12 protein-coding genes are annotated in these 17,037 nt (G+C 34.1%); 5 read left to right on the top strand and 7 right to left on the bottom strand.

The features are described from left to right. Positions 1-194: 194 nt before the first annotated feature. The 7 genes from priA to sdhC form a co-directional block, all read right to left on the bottom strand. Positions 195-2,399, bottom strand: coding sequence for a replication restart helicase PriA (priA, locus tag ERCISPPS3390_RS03240; protein ID WP_197095367.1), 2,205 nt, complete (start codon positions 2,397-2,399; stop codon positions 195-197). Positions 2,400-2,700: 301 nt separating this feature from the next. Continuing rightward, a complete protein-coding gene (sucB, locus tag ERCISPPS3390_RS03235) occupies positions 2,701-3,918 on the bottom strand; it encodes a dihydrolipoyllysine-residue succinyltransferase (RefSeq protein ID WP_197095366.1) in 1,218 nt (405 codons plus the stop codon). Between the two features lie 22 nt (positions 3,919-3,940). Further along, on the bottom strand, positions 3,941-6,748 hold the full coding sequence (locus ERCISPPS3390_RS03230) for a 2-oxoglutarate dehydrogenase E1 component (RefSeq protein WP_197095365.1): 2,808 nt from the start codon (positions 6,746-6,748) through the stop codon (positions 3,941-3,943). Positions 6,749-7,006: 258 nt separating this feature from the next. After that, positions 7,007-7,723, bottom strand: a complete 717-nt coding sequence (locus tag ERCISPPS3390_RS03225) for a succinate dehydrogenase iron-sulfur subunit (RefSeq protein WP_197095364.1) — start codon at positions 7,721-7,723, stop codon at positions 7,007-7,009. Positions 7,724-7,749: 26 nt separating this feature from the next. Continuing rightward, on the bottom strand, positions 7,750-9,516 hold the full coding sequence (sdhA, locus tag ERCISPPS3390_RS03220; RefSeq protein ID WP_197095363.1) for a succinate dehydrogenase flavoprotein subunit: 1,767 nt from the start codon (positions 9,514-9,516) through the stop codon (positions 7,750-7,752). Beyond that, positions 9,516-9,863: a succinate dehydrogenase, hydrophobic membrane anchor protein gene (gene sdhD / locus ERCISPPS3390_RS03215; protein WP_197095362.1), complete on the bottom strand. Its 348-nt coding sequence runs from the start codon at positions 9,861-9,863 to the stop codon at positions 9,516-9,518. Before sdhD ends, sdhA begins: the two co-directional genes overlap by 1 nt. Continuing rightward, positions 9,857-10,234, bottom strand: a complete 378-nt coding sequence (gene sdhC, locus ERCISPPS3390_RS03210) for a succinate dehydrogenase cytochrome b556 subunit (RefSeq protein WP_197095361.1) — start codon at positions 10,232-10,234, stop codon at positions 9,857-9,859. The genes sdhD and sdhC overlap by 7 nt, the downstream gene beginning before the upstream one ends. Positions 10,235-11,406: 1,172 nt before the next feature. Between sdhC and ERCISPPS3390_RS03205 the strand changes: the two genes are divergently transcribed. The 5 genes from ERCISPPS3390_RS03205 (at position 11,407) to ERCISPPS3390_RS03185 (ending at position 16,999) form a co-directional block, all read left to right on the top strand. Then, on the top strand, positions 11,407-12,690 hold the full coding sequence (locus ERCISPPS3390_RS03205) for a citrate synthase (protein ID WP_197095360.1): 1,284 nt from the start codon (positions 11,407-11,409) through the stop codon (positions 12,688-12,690). Positions 12,691-13,895: 1,205 nt separating this feature from the next. Next, a complete protein-coding gene (truA, locus tag ERCISPPS3390_RS03200) occupies positions 13,896-14,708 on the top strand; it encodes a tRNA pseudouridine(38-40) synthase TruA (protein ID WP_197095359.1) in 813 nt (270 codons plus the stop codon). A gap of 285 nt (positions 14,709-14,993) precedes the next feature. Further along, positions 14,994-15,677: a YggS family pyridoxal phosphate-dependent enzyme gene (locus ERCISPPS3390_RS03195; protein ID WP_197095358.1), complete on the top strand. Its 684-nt coding sequence runs from the start codon at positions 14,994-14,996 to the stop codon at positions 15,675-15,677. A 54-nt stretch (positions 15,678-15,731) separates the two neighbouring features. Continuing rightward, positions 15,732-16,271 (top strand): YggT family protein, encoded by a 540-nt coding sequence (locus tag ERCISPPS3390_RS03190; protein WP_197095357.1) that lies wholly within the window; start codon positions 15,732-15,734, stop codon positions 16,269-16,271. Between the two features lie 434 nt (positions 16,272-16,705). Further along, positions 16,706-16,999, top strand: a complete 294-nt coding sequence (locus ERCISPPS3390_RS03185; protein ID WP_157989379.1) for a co-chaperone GroES — start codon at positions 16,706-16,708, stop codon at positions 16,997-16,999. Positions 17,000-17,037 lie beyond the last annotated feature (38 nt).

Below are 17,037 nucleotides of genomic sequence, written 5' to 3'. Positions count from 1 at the left end.
TGTAAAAAATAGTGGAAGACAAATTATACAGCATAAACTTGTGCCTTCTAAGTTTCTCTTAATATTATCCATTATATTTTGTAATATAATATATTATATATTGAAAAAGAATTTTTCTTAGGTATGCGTACTATAACTTCACGTTAATGTTTGATTTTGATCATATACTACTCATGTGCAATAATATTGTTCTTTTAATTTTCCATGTGATTCATGCCAAATGTCCACATAATCTTATGTGCTTGAGGTAGATCTTCAACTAGCGATAAAGTAGTTTTTACTAGACGATGAAGCGCAGAGTGAGAAGGGTGTCGTATAAGTATTTTCCATCGATATCGCCCTCTATTTTTAGCCTGTAGAGAAGGGATTGGACCTATTATTTTACATATTAGCGGATCATAAAGCGGACTTGATTGAAGTAAAATTAGAATTTGTTTCAGAAATTGACGAGCTTTGTGTTTGTTGTAGTCTTCCGCGCAGAAAAGAAAGCAACTAAAACACGGCGGTAGAAATGCGTTTTTACGTTCCTTGAGTTCTTTTTTAGCAAACTCATGATATCCGTTATATAATAAAGTTTGTAATAGTGGGTGTTGAGGATGATGAGTTTGTAATATCACTTCTACCTGTTTATTTCTAGATAGCGCACGCTCAAAAACTTGCGTGTATAATTGAGCAAAACGTTCTGCTGCTCGAAAGTTTGTAGAAAACAATACTTGATCTACATTTATTAGTGAGAATAATGTAACGTATGGAAAATTATCAATTTTAGATATCATTTGTGTACCTATTAAAATATGTGCACCACCATATTTTATTTTATCTAACTTTTTTTCTAATGTGCTATGTGCTTGCATAGTATCACGATCGATACGTGTTAATGGGGTTAATGGAAAAAGAGTTTTTAGGTTCTGTTCCAGTTTTTCTGTTCCCATTCCAATTGACACAATATGTGTAGATCCGCATTTTAAGCACTGTTTTGGTATATTTCTTTGGCCGTCACAATGATGACAGAATAGTTTGTTTTTTATTTTATGAAAGGTGTAGTTACGATTACATCGCAAGCATTTACTCCTCCAGCCACATTCGTGACACAATATAGAAGAAGAAAATCCTCGACGATTAAGAAATAATAAAACTTGATTATTGAGGGTTAGATGTTGGTTTATTTTGTTAATTAAAGTGATAGACAGGCCATTATTAAGTTTTGTATCTTTTAGATCTACTAAAATAGGATGCACTGTTTTAATATTTTGATGAGGCTGGCTGAGATTAATATGATGATATTTACTTAATTGAATATTATATAATGTTTCTAATGAGGGGGTTGAAGAAATCATTATAATAGGGATTTTTTCTTGTTTTGCGCGTAATATCGCGAGATCTCTTGCGTTATATCGAAAACCGTTGGTCTGTATATAAGAACTGTCATGTTCATTATCTAGAATAATTACACCAAGTTTATTTAATGGTGAAAATAATACAGAACGGGTTCCAATCATAATAGCTATTTTACCATCACGAGCTTTTTGCCATGTATTAAGATGTGTTTTATGATGTAATTGAGAATGTAGAGTGGCAGTAGAAGCATGTAGTTTTTGTTGAACAAGAGATATGGTTTGCGATATTAAGTGAATCTCTGGTACTAATATTAGAGCTTGTCGACCTTTTTTAAGAATTTCTCCTATAAAATTTAGATATACCGCAGTTTTTCCGGACCCGGCCATACCAGTAAGAATCCAAGTTGAAAATTGATGATCTGTGTTGCGAATGGTAGATACAGCGGTAGCTTGTTCCGTGTTTAATTGTTCGATCAATTTGACTATAGAATGGTTATGGAGAGAATCTTTTTGTTTTTGTGTGCATGGTGCTATGCTGTTCAGCTGTTTAGTGTGTGGAAATTTTAGTTTAGTTTTTGTAATATCTTTTAGATTCGATTTTTCCTGCAAGTCCTGTATGTGAGAAAAAGTAGTGATTATTTTTTTTTTATTATAAGATTGCAGAGAATTTGATTGTGTGGAATATGATCTTAAATCATTGATTTTATTTCTATTAATTGGAATATTTTTTATTGCGTATCCTCGACGTAATAGTATAGGAATAGCATTTAGCAAGATTTTACCTAATGAAAAATGATAGTAATTTGCAGCCCAATGTAATGTGCGCCACAAAGCGGGATCATATAATGAACATACGTCTAATGATTGCTCTATAGTTGGTAATTGGTTATATAGCAGATCATCATATTTATGAAAAACTTTTATTACAATGCCAATCATAATACGATTACAAAAAGGTACGCTTACGCGCCCACCAATGACTATATTGTTTAAATGTGGAGGGATAAGATATATTAAGTTATTCACATGAGTAAGGGGTAGCGCCACGTGTGCAATAGACATATTTAATCCGAATAGTTAATGCTACTAAATTAATTAAATGTAATTATTTGATATAAATTTAATTTAAACTTATATGAAGAATAATTTTAATTTGGATGATTGAGCATAAATGACACACATTAATGGATAGTTGATTTTAGTATTTTAGATATATACCCAGAGATATCTGAGTGTTACATGATTAGTGTTATCTGGCTAGCATTAGTTGGGGCTCAGATCAATTATCAAATTTGTAGGATTGAGTATCTAAATACACTAGAATATATACTTCTTTTCCAGAAAAACGAATAAATATTGATTTTTAAATATCAATAAGTAAACGATGCGGATCTTCTAAGAAGTCTTTAATTACTCCAAGACACCCTACTGATTCGCGTCCATCAATTAGTCGGTGATCATAGGAAAGCGCAAGGTACATCATAGGTAAGAGAGCCACTGCTCCATTAAGCGCTGAAGGACGATCTTTAATAACATGCACGCCTAATATAGCGCTTTGTGGTGGATTTATGAGTGGTGTAGACATAAGAGATCCAAACACTCCACCGTTAGTGATAGTAAAAGTTCCACCAGTTAGGTCTTTTATAGTTAATTTATTAGTGCGACCTTTTATTGAAAGTTCTTTAATTTTTTTTTCGATATCAGACATGCTAAGCGCATCAGCATTTTTTAATATAGGAGTGATTAAACCACGGGGTGTAGAGATTGCAATACTGATATCAAAATAGTTATGATACACAATATCTAATCCATCAATACATGCATTGACTTCTGGGTAGCGTCTTAATGCTTCCACTACCGCTTTAACGTAGAAGGACATAAAACCTAAACGAACACCATGGTGTTTTTCGAAAAGTGTACCGTATTTGTTTCGAATAGATATTACAGATTGCATGTTAACTTCGTTAAATGTAGTTAACATTGCGGTGGTATTTTTCACCTTCAGCAATCGCTCTGCCATTTTTACTCGTAGACGACTCATGGGTATACGCGTTTCACTACGTGATTCTGGGGAAGGTGTAGTTGATTCTTGATTGATTATCGATTTATCTGGCATTTTTATAGTTTTCAAAATATCTTTTTTTATATCTTCTTGTGTAAGATTCTTGCTGCGATCGTTTTCTTTTATTATTTTCGTTTCTGTGTCATATTCAGATATAAAGCGCCGCATAGCTGGACCAATAGCTTGTAAATTAACAGTTTGTTTAAGTACTGTTTCTTTTTCAAATGATGTGTTTTTTTTTGTTTGATCGGAAGAGGTAGTTGGGATGGTGTTATTGTGAGCACATCTTACAGAACCTATAATTTGACCGGATGTCACTGTTTCACCCTCTGTTACTAAAATTGTCTCTAAAATTCCATCAGTAGATGCTGGAATTTCTAAGACTACCTTATCAGTCTCAATATCCACCACTACGTCATCTCTTTTAAGTGTATCACCAATTTTTTTATGCCACGTAGTGACAGTTCCGTCAACCACAGATTCTGGCAAGTCAGGAACTATAATGTGAATATTGTTCATTGTTTATCCTTATCTGAATGTATTACTTGATAGTTAGCGCGTCGTTTACTAAATCTTGCTGTTGCTGATGATGTATGGATGTATAACCAACTGCTGGTGACGCTGAAGCTGAGCGGCCAGCATAGCGTAATAATGATCCTGATGTTAAAACCTCTCGAAGTGGATGTTGGGTGATATACCAGGCACCTTGGTTCTTTGGTTCTTCTTGGCACCAGATAAAATCATGTACGTTACCATACCGTTGCAAAATATTTTCTAGTTCTTTATAAGGAAATGGATATAATTTTTCGATACGAATAATAGCAATATAGTTTTGATTATTTTGTCGACGCTTATTTAGTAAGTCGTAGTAAATTTTACCTGCGCAAAATATTACACGCTGTACTGATTGATAAGCAATTGGATCAATTTCATCGATAACTGATTGAAAGGTCCCAGTAGCGAAATCATCTAAAGATGAGACTGCTTGTGGATGACGTAGCAATGATTTAGGTGACATAATTACTAAGGGGCGCTTAAGCTCATCTTGTGCTTGTTTTCGCAGTATGTGGTATAATTGTGAAGGTGTTGAAAGAACGCATACTTGCATGTTGTTTTCGGCGGAAAGTTGCAGGTATCGCTCTAGTCGAGCAGATGAGTGCTCTGGACCTTGTCCTTCATAGCCGTGAGGTAAGAGTAGTACTAATCCACACCGGTATCCCCATTTTTGTTCACCACTGCTAATAAATTGGTCAATCACTATTTGAGCGGCATTAGCAAAATCACCGAACTGTGCTTCCCATATGGTTAAAGTTTTAGGTGATGCCATTGCATAACCATATTCAAATGCTAGCACTGCTTCTTCTGACAGTACTGAATCCCATACATAAAAGGACCCTTGATTTTGATTTATGTGTTTTAATGGGATATATATTGATCCATTAGATTGATCATGAATAACGGCATGGCGGTGAAAAAAAGTACCGCGCCCTACATCTTCACCAGAGAGACGACATGAAATGCCTTGTTCTAAAATTGTAGCATACGCAAGGTTTTCTGCTGCCCCCCAGTCAAATGGTTTGTTGCCAGTTGCCATTTGAAATCGATCTGTGTAGATCTTTTTAACACGTGATTGCATGGTTACCGTAGTTGGTACTATGCTAATATTTGTGGCTAGTTCTTGTAAATAACTCAGGTCAAGATGTTTTTGGTATGTAAGATTTGCATTGGAATATTTCGAGGATGATAGAGAAAAGGCATTAGGGCTATTAGGATGACAAGTAGGAGCTATATATTCACCGGTATCTAATTTACTGCGGTATACATTTACCATTTCCATTGCGTCATTTTTGTTAATAACTTGTGTACATTCTAGGTAACGGGCGTAAATTTCTCTTACAGTTGGGTGTTTTTTAATTTTTTGATACATTAGGGGCTGTGTCACACTAGGTTCGTCGGCTTCATTATGTCCATGACGGCGGTAACAAATAAGATCGATAAAGACATCACGCTGAAAAGTACGACGAAAGTCTAATGATAGTCGAGTGACAAAAGCTACTGCTTCTGGGTCGTCTGCCATAACATGAAAAATAGGTGCCATTATCATTTTACCAATATCGGTACAATACTGACTTGATCGGGCATCCTGTAGGTTGGATGTTGTAAAACCAACTTGATTATTAATAATTACTCGTACTGTTCCTCCTACTTGATAACCGCGTACTTTAGACATATTTAAAGTTTCCTGTACTACTCCTTGCCCAATAATTGCCGCATCACCGTGAATCGTAATTGGTAATACTTGATTGCTGTCTTTGTGATATATAGTATCTATTTGAGCCCGTGCTGACCCCATTACTACTGGATTTACAATTTCTAAGTGTGAAGGATTGCATTCTAGCACTATATGGATGATGCCGTCTGTAGTTTGAATATTGGAAGAAAAGCCCATGTGATATTTTACATCCCCACTTCCTATATTTTCTGAAACTTTTCCAGAAAATTCGTTAAAGAGGTCTTGTGGTTTTTTACCTAATACATTAACAAGCACATTAAGTCGACCACGATGAGCCATACCTAAAATTATCTGATGTGTATTTTTTTTACGAGAATAATATATAATCTCATTAATCACTAGTAGTAGCGCATCCCCGCCTTCTAGAGAAAAACGCTTAGCACCTGGAAATTTAGAACCAAGATAACGCTCTAAACCTTCTGCAGCGGTGAGTGTTTTTAAAAAATTTCTTTTTTCTTTAATAGAAAATATAGTGTCTCTGTCTACTAATTCTAGTCTTTTCTGTATCCACTCTTTTTCATTTTTATCGGTAATATGCATGAACTCTGCCCCAATTGAGCCACAGTATATTTTTTTTAATAGGGCGTATATATTGATTAGTTTCATCGTTTTTGTATCAAGACTCAATGAGCTAATGTTAAAACTATTATGCAAGTCAGAATCTTGGAAGCCATGATAGGCGAGATCTAATTCTTCAATTTTTTTATGTTTTTGTAGTTTCAGCGGATCAAGATGTGCTTGTTGATGCCCGAAACAACGAAAGGCATTAATAAGATTTAAGAGATGAATCGGTTCAATATTTTTTTTAGGGTTTTCTCTAGCAGAAGAAACATATTCAGGGTTTTTTTCTAAGAACTGAGGATTATTTTCACTAGTTTTTGTACATGACTCTAGCTTTTCTCTAAAATCAGAAATATTCAAAAAAAGATCTCTCCAGTCCCTTGCAACAGAATTGGAATTATTTAAAAAATCTGAATAGAGAGACTCTACATAAGATTGGTTGGTTCCGCTCAGCCAAGAGGAGTCTAGCCAGAGTTTCATACTTATATTCTGCATCTTTATTCCTTCAGAATAATTTTATTAATGTACATAGTTCTTGTTCATGCTATTTATTTGATTGCCTGCCATCTGATCTAGTTTTATTTTGGTTGTTAGTCTTTATATTTTATAAATTTTTGATGATGAGGATATTTAATAATTGATGCTGTTTACCAAAAGGATTTTTTTATGATATAGGATCAGGAATTACCTAGTAAGTAGTATTTACATAGTTTGTAATAATTTAAATATAATTAGAATTTAAATATATGAATATTAAGCTCCTCTATGCAGAAGCATAGTTTTAATCGATCCAATAGCACTAGTTGGATTTAGCCCTTTTGGGCACACACTGACGCAATTCATGATACTATGACAGCGAAATACGCTAAAAGCATCGCTAAGATCGTCAAGGCGCTGATCTGTCTCAGTGTCGCGACTATCAGTAAGAAATCGATAGGCAGCGAGTAAACCTGCAGGGCCGATAAATTTATCTGGATTCCACCAAAAGGATGGACAGGCGGTAGAGCAGCACGCACAGAGTATACATTCATAGAGACCATCTAACTTGTTACGGTTTGTTTGTGTTTGAAGGCGTTCTCTTATAGGTGCGTCTGTCTTTGTATTTAACAAATATGGTTTAATTTTTTCATATTGTTGATAGAATTGACTCATGTCCACTATTAAATCACGGATAACTGGTAATAATGGTAATGGTCGAAGAGTAATTTTCTTTTTTTTATTAATCAATGAAGAAACTGGAGTAATGCATGCTAGACCGTTTTTACCGTTTATGTTTAAACCATCGGACCCACATACTCCTTCACGACAGGAGCGCCGAAATCCTAACGTTGGGTCAATTTCCTTTATAAGCATTAATGCATCTAACAACATTATATCTCGACTATCTTCTAGTTCTATAAAGTAATCCTCCATGTATGGATGATTATCTAGATCTGGGTTGTAACGGTAAATAGAAAATTCAAGTTTCATATTTAGGTGAATTCCTAATACTAAGATTAGTAGATGCGTTCTTGAGGTGAAAAGGCTGGGTGTAATTTTGGCTGCATATTAACATTACGACGCGTCATACGTTGATATTGTGGTAAATATAAAGTATGACAAAGCCAGTTTTTATCATCACGCTTAGGGTAATCTAATCGGCTATGTGCACCTCGGCTTTCAGTTCTATAGTGAGCTGACAAGGCAGTAACATAGGCTGTTTCCATTAAGTTATCTAACTCTAGGCATTCTATGAGCTGAGTATTAAAGTTACTAGATGTATCATCTAAGCGAGCATACTGCAGGCGATCCCGGAGAATCTGTAATTCAGAGATACCCCTTTCCATATCGATACCTTCTCGAAAAACAGAGAAATTTTTCTGCATACAGAACTGTAGAGCTTTTCGTATTTCGATTGGATTCCCTCCGGTTAAGTTATTACGCCAACGATTTAGTCGTATTAAAGAATGATTAACCTCTTCTTTTTTGGCTTCTAATAGAATACCCTGTTCTTCTATTGCGCTTTTCATATGCAAGCCAACTGCTCTACCAAAGACTACTAGGTCAAGTAAAGAGTTCCCCCCTAGTCGATTAGCTCCGTGTACTGATACACACGCCACCTCTCCTACTGCAAATAGTCCTGGAATGATAGTATCTTCTCCTATTGCATTCAAGGTTAACGCCTGACCTGTAATTTTAGTTGGAATCCCGCCCATCATGTAATGACAGGTTGGAATTACTGGGATGGGATCAAGAGCTGGATCAATATGAGCAAAAGTGCGTGATATCTCCATAATACCAGGAAGGCGTGATTCTAGTATGTTTTTTGCAAGGTGATTTAATTTGAGCTTAACATATGGACCAGATGGTCCATTAAAACCACGATTTTCACGAATTTCAGTCATAATTGAACGTGCCACTACGTCTCGACTAGCCAGGTCTTTTGCGTTTGGTGCATGCCGCTCCATAAATCGTTCGCCATGCTTATTAATTAAATAACCTCCTTCACCTCGGCATCCTTCGGTGATTAAAACACCGACACCAGCAATACCTGTTGGGTGAAATTGCCACATTTCCATATCTTGCACGGGGACACCTGCACGTAGCGCCATCCCGATACCATCGCCAGTATTAATATATGCATTAGTTGTTGAGTGATAAACACGCCCTGCCCCACCAGTAGCTAATATTGTTGCGCGTGTTTTAAAATATACTACTTCACTATTTTCAATGTTTAGCGCGGTACATCCTACTATGTTTCCATGGGCGTTTTTTACTAGGTCGATCGCGTACCATTCTGAAAAAATAGTGGTTTTATTTTTTAAGTTTTGTTGGTACAGAGTATGAAGTAGCGCATGTCCAGTACGGTCTGCCGAGGCGGCGGTACGAGATGCTTGCTTGTCACCAAAGTTTATCGATTGCCCGCCAAATGGGCGCTGATAAATTCGACCGTCATCTAATCGAGAAAATGGTAAACCCATATGCTCTAATTCTAAAATAGTTTTTGGGCCTGTTTCACACATATACTCAATTGCATTTTGATCACCAATATAATCAGATCCTTTCACAGTATCATACATATGCCATATCCAATTATCTGCATGTGCATTACCTAACGCTACTGTGATGCCTCCTTGGGCAGATACTGTATGAGAGCGTGTTGGAAATACTTTTGATAGTAAGGCGCAAGACATTTTTTCTTGTGTGATTTGTAACGCTGCGCGCATACCTGCGCCACCTGCACCGATAACAATAGCATCAAATTCTATTATTGGTAATTTCATCACGCACTCCAGACAATAATGGTGCCATAAATAGCATATGTAAACAATATTATAACTACTGCCAGCTGTAGAAACATACGTATAGCTAATGTTTTAATATAATCTGTTAAGACTTGCCACATTCCAATCCAACCATGTACTAGTATTGACAACAGTGTTAAACAGGTGAACACTTTAGTAAATGGTAGTTGAAATAAAGCTTGCCAGGTGTTGTATGTTATTTTTTCTGTTATTGCTAGCATAGCTAGGATGTAAATTATGTAGAAGGTTACAATGATAGCAGTAGTGCGCAGAAGCAACCAGTCATGTAAACCATTACGCCCTAATGCAGTAGCATTATTTACCATATAAAAACCCCGGATAAAATAGAAAATAGCATAGCAATTAAAAATGAGATTTGTGCAGAGAATTTTCCTGTTTTTAAAGTAACATCAAGAAAGTCACAATCCATCATCATATGGCGAATGCCGCTGGAAATATGATACGCTAATGCGCTCAGAATACCCCAAAGAATAAATTTAAAAATAAAATGATTCATCACTTCAGATGCCTGTAAAAAACCTTCAGGTGACGCTAGGGATAAACCAAGTAACCATAGAAGCAGTCCGGTCGATAAAAATACGATAACTCCGGATATACGATGCAGGATAGAAGCGATTGCAGTTAAAGGGAAATGTATTGTAGAAAGATCTAAATTAACCGGTCTTGTTTTTTTCACGGTATTCCATCAGCTTTGTCATATTTATTTTCCGGACCTACCTAATCTAATAAAGAATAAATAATATTCATACGTGATTACATAACACTAATAAAATTGAGTTTGCAATTGTTATAATAGTATTAGTTTAATAGACGTTGGTGTTGAATATCACTCCTTATCTAACAGGTTGTTCCGGCCCTTTAAATTCCTTAATGTTTGATCTTGATATAATGCTTCTTATAGAGAGCATTCAACTGAGTTAAATAGTATAAAACTAAGATAAGATGAATACAAATATAATTAATACCAACATAGTGATTAACTGGTAACTAGTAGCTAGTAACTAGTAACTAGTAGCTGGTTACTAGTAATTTTCATGAATGCATTGTGCTATAAATTATCCATTATATATTATTATTGTTGTAAACATAGATTTTAAATTTTTAGATAACAAAGAAAGATCCATAATAATATTTATGTATTTTAAAAGATTTAAGATTTCATGCTAAAATAATTTTGGTCACTTGTTTAAAAAAGGGCATTATAGATAATAGAGATTATCCTACCAATATATATGATGTTGATATGTTGGTTCTGTGTCGTTAATAGTTTGTGTAATGTTTAGATGAATCATCTGGAATAATATGCAGATATAAAATCAGTATTTTATTTCGTAGTAATAAGCATAAGAGAAAAGAGAAATAAGTAAAATTTTTAGATAGAATTTCTAGGATTTCAGGATAACCAAAAATCATTTTATTGATTAGATTGTATAAAAAATAGAATGATCATAGTTTTATAAAAAATAGAATAAAGCATGACAAACTTACCTTGAAGATTGGGGGGTTCTATTTAAAATATTATAAATTTCAGTTAAAGAGACTTATTGAAGATAGGATGGTGCGCTGAAACAATGAAGAAAATTGATTATGTCAATTTCAATAATTAATATATATAAAAATATAAAGAACATATTCCAATATAAGTAGATGTAGATATAGTGATCATAATATAGTGATCGCAATGGATACAGTTAAGCGTTTATTTTAAAGAGCAAAGGATTGTACAAACTATAAAAGATTGATTGTTGGTTGATTCCGTTTAATGGGCAACTAAAAGTAGGCGGTGTTATCTCAGTAAAGTGCGCGCTTATTAATTGTTAGGATTAGCTAATCAGGAGAAGATACTATATGGTTAAAAAAACAGCAATGATCATTATTGATGAAAAACCACCTATTGAGTTGGATGTTTTAACGGGAACCGTAGGACATGAAGAGATTGATATTCGAAGTCTTGGTTCTCAAGGATATTTTACATTTGACCCCGGATTTACCTCTACTGCATCTTGCGAGTCTAAAATCACTTACATTGATGGTGAAAAAGGTATTCTTTTACATCGGGGGTTTCCGATTGATCAATTAGCACTTCACTCAAATTATTTAGAGCTTTGTTATATACTTTTACATGGTGAAACACCTAGTAAAGAACAGTTCCAAGATTTTCATGTTTCTATAAATCAACATACTATGTTACATGAACAGATTCATCATTTATTCCGTGGTTTTTGTCGTGATTCTCATCCCATGGCATTAATGTGTGGTATTACTGGAGCTTTATCTGCATTTTATCATGATGCTATGGATGTAAACATCGAACGACATCGTGAAGTGGCGGCTATTCGTTTATTAGCAAAAATGCCGACTATGGCTGCAATGTGTTATAAATATTCTATTGGTCAGCCTTTTGTTTACCCCCGTAACGGTTTTTCATATGCAGGGAATATTTTGCGCATGATGTTTTCTACGCCCCTTGATGAATACGAAGTTAATCCAATTGTTGAAAGGGCTATGGATCGGATCCTGATTTTGCACGCTGATCATGAACAAAATGCCTCGACTTCTACTGTGCGCACCGTCGGTTCATCTGGCGCAAATCCGTTTGCTTGTATTGCAGCAGGGATCGCTTCACTATGGGGTCCGGCTCATGGCGGAGCAAATGAAGCTTGTTTACTTATGCTAGAAGAGATTGGTAGTGTTGATCATATTCCCAAGTTTTTGCGACGAGCCAAGGATAAAAATGATGCCTTTCGGTTGATGGGTTTTGGGCATAGGGTATATAAAAATTATGATCCAAGAGCTCTTGTTATGCGAGAAACGTGTCATGAAATTCTAAAGGAATTAAGTCTTGAAAAGGATTTAATGGAAGTAGCTATGGAGCTAGAGCGTATTGCTATCAATGACCCCTATTTTATTGAGCGTAAACTTTATCCTAACGTTGATTTTTATTCAGGGATTATTCTAAAGGCAATGGGTATTCCTGCTTCTATGTTTACAGTAATTTTTGCAATGGCTCGAACTGTTGGTTGGATTGCACATTGGAAAGAAATGCATGAGAACGGGATTAAAATTTCACGTCCTCGTCAACTTTATACCGGCTATAATAAACGTGAATTTGTTTCAAAAATTAATAAGTAAGTTATGACCTGATTCGTTTATATTTATTGAGTTGCTATAAGTGGAGTAAATTATCTATTTTAACCATTAAAAATGAGCTCAAGGTGAAAAAACTTAATCCCATAACTGATAAATTGGTGATGGTTTTTGTACCATTATGCTTTAAATATTTATTTAGCTTGGTGAGATAAATAATTAGATGAACTCATTTGTGAAAGGGCATTCTAAAAATACGATCTTGTGATAATCTTATTTGCAGATATTAGGCATTACCAGTATAAGTTTTTATATAGAGCGGAGAGCATCAAAGTAGGTTAGAGATTAAATTTTGTAATGCATGCTATTAAGAATAAGATGCTATTATACTTTATTTGAGCAATATAATACTGATAACTTAATAAAATCGAGAGTAAAATTCTATGCGCTAGCGTATCTGATTTTTCTATTTTATGCATAATAGCATGGTTATAAAACACACACGGCACTAACTGGCAAGAGGTATACAGTATTAGTGCATTACTGGTGATATTTAATGTTAGGATTGTGATACTAAAGTTTGTTGAAGAACGATTTATATATAAATGGAACATGTGTATATAAAGATATCTAATGTAATAAATATTAGATTAAGTTCATGCTTTATTTTGTTTTACATAAGAATTTGGAATATATCCATGCTATCTTGCGCAAGAGATCATTGATTGGTGATGTCAGATTTTTATAATTAAGAAAATTATTGATATTAGTAAATTTTATTCATAGTATATTTAATATGTTAAAAATGCGTTTTTACAATATCTTCTGATTTTATATTGTTAAAGGCATTTATATTTTATAGATTGGTTTCTTTTTCACGTGCTAAAAATTTATATACATTCACTATTAATGATATATATCATGATAAGGAGCTAAAAGCTATCTTTAGTTAAAAAAGATGAATGTTTTTAGTTTTTTAGAGTAATTTTTAAAAAAATATCGATCTTGTAAATACCAGAATATAAAAATCAATATATTAAGTGAATTTTATTTAGTTAGTGATTATGGTTCATGCGGTAACACGTTATAGAAGTTACAGTTATCCTTTCTTTTTCGTTGAATTGAAAATTGAGATTAGTTTCAAAGATTATTAGAGGTTTTTTTGATGTATGAAATATAATTATAGCTTAAAGGTATATTAGAGATTATTAAATAGTAAAATCACCTATTATTATATTTTATAAGAAATCATGATAAATTCTATCATAAAATTAGCATTCGGTATTGAGTATGATGGGACTCATTATTGCGGGTGGCAGCGACAGCGTGAAGCGAATAGTGTACAAGAAGAGTTGGAGCGAGCAATAGCAAAAGTTGCGAATCACGTTATTGATGTGGTTTGTGCGGGGCGTACAGATGCAGGGGTTCATGCTATTGGACAGGTTATTCATTTTGAGACTAAATCTGAACGTAAAGATATATCCTGGATAAGAGGCGTTAATTCTTATTTACCAGCTGATATTGTTGTGCGTTGGGTAAAGGTGATGCCAAATGCATTTCATGCGCGCTTTAGTGCTGTTTCGCGTAGCTATCGTTATATAATTTATAATCATCCGTATCATCGTCCCGCGATTTTTTCTAGCGGTATGACATATTATGATGATTTTTTAGATATAGATAAAATGCAGCGTTCGGCAAAGTGCTTGTTAGGTGAAAATGATTTTACATCATTTCGCTCTAGTCAGTGCCAATCAAAGAGCCCTAAGAGATATATGATGGATCTTACTGTCACAAGGCATGGTTTATATGTGATTATTGATATTCAAGCTAACTCATTTGTTCATCGCATGGTAAGAAATATCGTCGGTAGTTTGATAGAGGTTGGATGTGGTCATCAGCCTGAGAATTGGATTGGTAATATTTTATTAAGAAAAGATCGTCAATTAGCTGCTGGGACTGCATATGCTCAAGGGTTATATTTAATGTTAGTTCGTTACCCTCTTCATTATGAAGTTCCTCAGTCTTCAATAGAAGACTTTTTTTTAATTCCTTTGCTATCATAATACTTGTAAATTGATTGTTTTTTGTAAATAAGATGCATAGAGAGCGTGTGGAATCTGTTATTAATGTAGAAAAAAATAATATTTTGTAAATTTTTTATGTAGATTTTTTATAAAGAAGTGAGATAAAAGCGTAACTAGGTATTACATGATTCAACTTATTTCTTTAATACAAGTGTCTTTTATATGTATTGTATGTATTTAATTTTATTTAATTTTTATGTTTGGTGTTTTTAAAGTAAAAGTAACAAATATTCAATTTTGCTCTATTTTTGGGTTGTGCGCGTTATGATTAAAAACAATATAAAAAATATTCGTCAACGCATCTTATTAGCGACAGAAAGATGTCAGCGTGATCCAACAGAGGTGAGTGTATTAGCAGTGAGTAAAACTAAAACTACTACTGACATTAAGCAAGCAATAGCAGCAGGTCAAGATTTTTTTGGTGAAAACTACATACAGGAAGGAGTAAAAAAAATTCAATTTTTGGACAACCCGAGTTTGACGTGGCATTTTATTGGTTCAGTTCAATCTAACAAAATTCGTTTAGTTGCTAAATATTTTGACTGGTGTCAAAGCGTCAATTCTGTGAATTGTGCTAATCGACTGAATTATCAACGTATAAGTTTCCAGAAGCCGTTAAATATACTGATTCAGATCAATATTAATAATGAGCCAACTAAATCCGGTGTGTCTTTAAAAGAGCTTTTAGTATTAGCAGAACACATATCGCAATTACCATATTTAAAACTACGAGGTTTAATGGCAATTCCAGCATTAAAAGAAACTTATTGTCGTCAATTGAAAATCTATCAGAAAATGTCAGAGGCATTTCAAGAGTTGCAGAATGTGTATACTAGCGTTGATACTTTATCTTTAGGTACGAGTCACGATATGGAAGCTGCGATTATAGCAGGTAGCACTATGGTGCGTATCGGTTCTGCAATTTTTGGCAGCCGCGGGCAAGAATAAGTTAAGTTAGTTCTGTATAAAATACATTAACAAGTGTTTAACTTCAGGAGTCTCATGCTAGCATTAATTTTTTTAATAACCATTATAATGACAACGTATGTTAAGGTTTTGTTATTGCATATCTGGTTGCAGTGGGTAAATTGCGATTGTTATAATCCATTATCACAGTTAATAGTGAAGATCACTAGACCTGTACTTGATCCATTGCGTTGCATTTTTAAATATAGTGGATCATGGGATATAATGGCTTTATTTATAGCATATATTATAAGTGTAATATCAGCGCCAATAACATTAAAGTTATTTCATTTAGAGCCTGTTTTCTTTTATTTTGGGTTAGTAATATTACTTAAAGCTTGCGGGACACTGGTATTTTGGGTGATGATGTCACGATCATTGACTGGTTGGGTTAACTATGGGAATAATGCGATTGATTATGTATTGATACAGTTGACAGAGCCATTAATGATACCCATTCGTCGTCTGATTTCACCTGTCAGTGGTGTCGATTTTTCTATGATGGTAGTTATGATGATACTTTATATGCTAAATTTTCTTGGTGTAGAGTATGTTCCAGGCTGGGTCAATTTTTAAAAATTCAAGCGAAGCTGTATATTTTTTTTAAAAATAGTATTGGTTTTTATAATGTATTTTAATGATTGCATATAATGTTAGTTGTAGTGGCTTTTATTGTAAAATCTGATTTGTTTGTGAAGTTTTTTATTATTCTATTGTGGTGGGAGTAATAATAAATAACTTTATAGATTTTTCATGAAGTTATAATATTATAAATCAGTTAATGTATTTCATGTATTAAGGTCAGATGTGAGTATGTAGCTGGGACCATGTTCTACAGTGTTTATGTTAAATAGCTGTAGTGATCTAAATGAAAAAAAATATCATCCACCCCTTGAAAGAGGGGTTATCTAACCATATCTATATTATTAGAGGTCGCTTACTGTTTATTGTATAGTTGGCTTTTATCTGAAACTAACAAGGTAGCAAGGTTACTCAAAGGAGAGCTAACAATGAAAATTCGCCCCTTACATGATCGTGTAATAGTTAAGCGTGCAGCAGCTGAATCTAAGTCATCCGGTGGAATTGTATTAACTGGTACTGCGGCAGGAAAATCAACTCGTGGTGAAGTAATGGCAGTTGGCAATGGTCGAGTTCTGGAAAACGGTGAAGTGAGACCTATGGATGTAAAAGTAAGTGATGTAGTTATCTTTAATGAGGGTTATGGTGTTAAAACCGAAAAAATTGATAATGAAGAAGTTTTAATTCTTTCAGAAAGTGATATTCTAGCAGTTGTCGAGGCATAAATAATTAATTACATTATATCTATCATATTTAATGAATA

The organism is Candidatus Erwinia haradaeae (assembly GCF_900698885.1).
Lineage (GTDB): Bacteria > Pseudomonadota > Gammaproteobacteria > Enterobacterales > Enterobacteriaceae > Erwinia_E > Erwinia_E haradaeae_H.
Note: the sequence above shows the minus strand (reverse complement) of the source record. Positions and strands in the feature narration are given on the sequence as shown.

Bases quoted from the DNA above. Each gene is read 5' to 3' on its own strand.
- sucB (WP_197095366.1), bottom strand. From the start codon at position 3,918: ATGAACAATATTCACATTATAGTTCCTGACTTGCCAGAATCTGTGGTT.
- priA (WP_197095367.1), bottom strand. From the start codon at position 2,399: ATGTCTATTGCACACGTGGCGCTACCCCTTACTCATGTGAATAACTTA.
- ERCISPPS3390_RS03195 (WP_197095358.1), top strand. From the start codon at position 14,994: ATGATTAAAAACAATATAAAAAATATTCGTCAACGCATCTTATTAGCG.
- sdhA (WP_197095363.1), bottom strand. From the start codon at position 9,516: ATGAAATTACCAATAATAGAATTTGATGCTATTGTTATCGGTGCAGGT.
- sdhD (WP_197095362.1), bottom strand. From the start codon at position 9,863: ATGGTAAATAATGCTACTGCATTAGGGCGTAATGGTTTACATGACTGG.
- ERCISPPS3390_RS03185 (WP_157989379.1), top strand. From the start codon at position 16,706: ATGAAAATTCGCCCCTTACATGATCGTGTAATAGTTAAGCGTGCAGCA.
- ERCISPPS3390_RS03205 (WP_197095360.1), top strand. From the start codon at position 11,407: ATGGTTAAAAAAACAGCAATGATCATTATTGATGAAAAACCACCTATT.
- ERCISPPS3390_RS03225 (WP_197095364.1), bottom strand. From the start codon at position 7,723: ATGAAACTTGAATTTTCTATTTACCGTTACAACCCAGATCTAGATAAT.
- truA (WP_197095359.1), top strand. From the start codon at position 13,896: ATGATAAATTCTATCATAAAATTAGCATTCGGTATTGAGTATGATGGG.
- ERCISPPS3390_RS03230 (WP_197095365.1), bottom strand. From the start codon at position 6,748: ATGCAGAATATAAGTATGAAACTCTGGCTAGACTCCTCTTGGCTGAGC.
- ERCISPPS3390_RS03190 (WP_197095357.1), top strand. From the start codon at position 15,732: ATGCTAGCATTAATTTTTTTAATAACCATTATAATGACAACGTATGTT.